Here is a 954-nt window from a genome sequence, read left to right as displayed (position 1 = left end):
CTCAAGCGCAATGTATTTGTTGATGCAGTCGTTCCCGATCTTAGCGGCTACTACTGCGTGACGGCGCATGGCATGGCTTGTGAACGCCGTGCGAAGCTACGGAAGCTGGCGCGCTACTCGCAGTCCGGCAATCGGTGATCGAGCGGATCATGTACGGCTGGTCGCCGCAGCAGATCGCCGGGCGCTGCGCCTGGAACGCCATCCGATCTCGGTCAGTCACGAGACGATCTACAAGTTCGCATATTCGGCCGATGGGCATGCAATCAAACTGTGGCGGCATCTGCCGGAGCATCGTGCCCGCCGCCGACCGCGGCATGCAAGACGCAAGCATGGACAACGGTTTAGCCCGGAACTCAACATCCTGCGCCGCCCAGATATCGTCGCCGATCGAAAACAGTTCGGGCATTGGGAATGCGATCTGATCCAGTTTCGGAAGAAGTTCGGAAAAGCCAACGTGACATCACTCGTTGAACGGGTCAGCCGCTTCGCGATCTTCCTGCGCAACAATGATCGACAGTCGCGACCGGTCATGGATGGCCTGGTTCGTGCCCTGCAAGCCCTGCCCCATCTCGCCCGTCGCTCGATTACTTTCGACCGTGGAACAGAGTTCACCGACTGGCCCTATCTGCAGGCGCATATTGGCACCCAAACCTGGTTCTGTGATCCACAGTCCCCGTGGCAAAAAGGCACCGTTGAAAACACCAACGGCCGGGTCCGGAAATGGCTTTCGAGAGAGGTCGATCCTTTGACCGTGACAGATGCGGACCTGGTCGAAATTTGCGGCCGGCTCAATGCAACGCCGCGCAAGTGCCTTGGCTACAAAACTCCGGCCGAAGTCTTTCGCAAGAAAGTGCTCGCTCAGATGCGCTACGCCGGTTAACTTCAGACGCCTCGCAAGTCGCGGTTCAGCATGAACTCACAATCTTTCGAGAACTCAAGCGCAATGTATTTGTT

Annotated in this window: 1 pseudogene; it reads left to right on the top strand. The window is 57.7% G+C overall.

The features are described 5' to 3' along the window. Positions 1 to 880 (top strand): annotated as a pseudogene (locus tag LH464_RS24390) (IS30 family transposase); the annotation flags it as partial. Positions 881 to 954 lie beyond the last annotated feature (74 nt).

The organism is Pseudorhizobium xiangyangii (assembly GCF_020531965.1).
Lineage (GTDB): Bacteria > Pseudomonadota > Alphaproteobacteria > Rhizobiales > Rhizobiaceae > Neorhizobium > Neorhizobium xiangyangii.
Note: the sequence above shows the minus strand (reverse complement) of the source record. Positions and strands in the feature narration are given on the sequence as shown.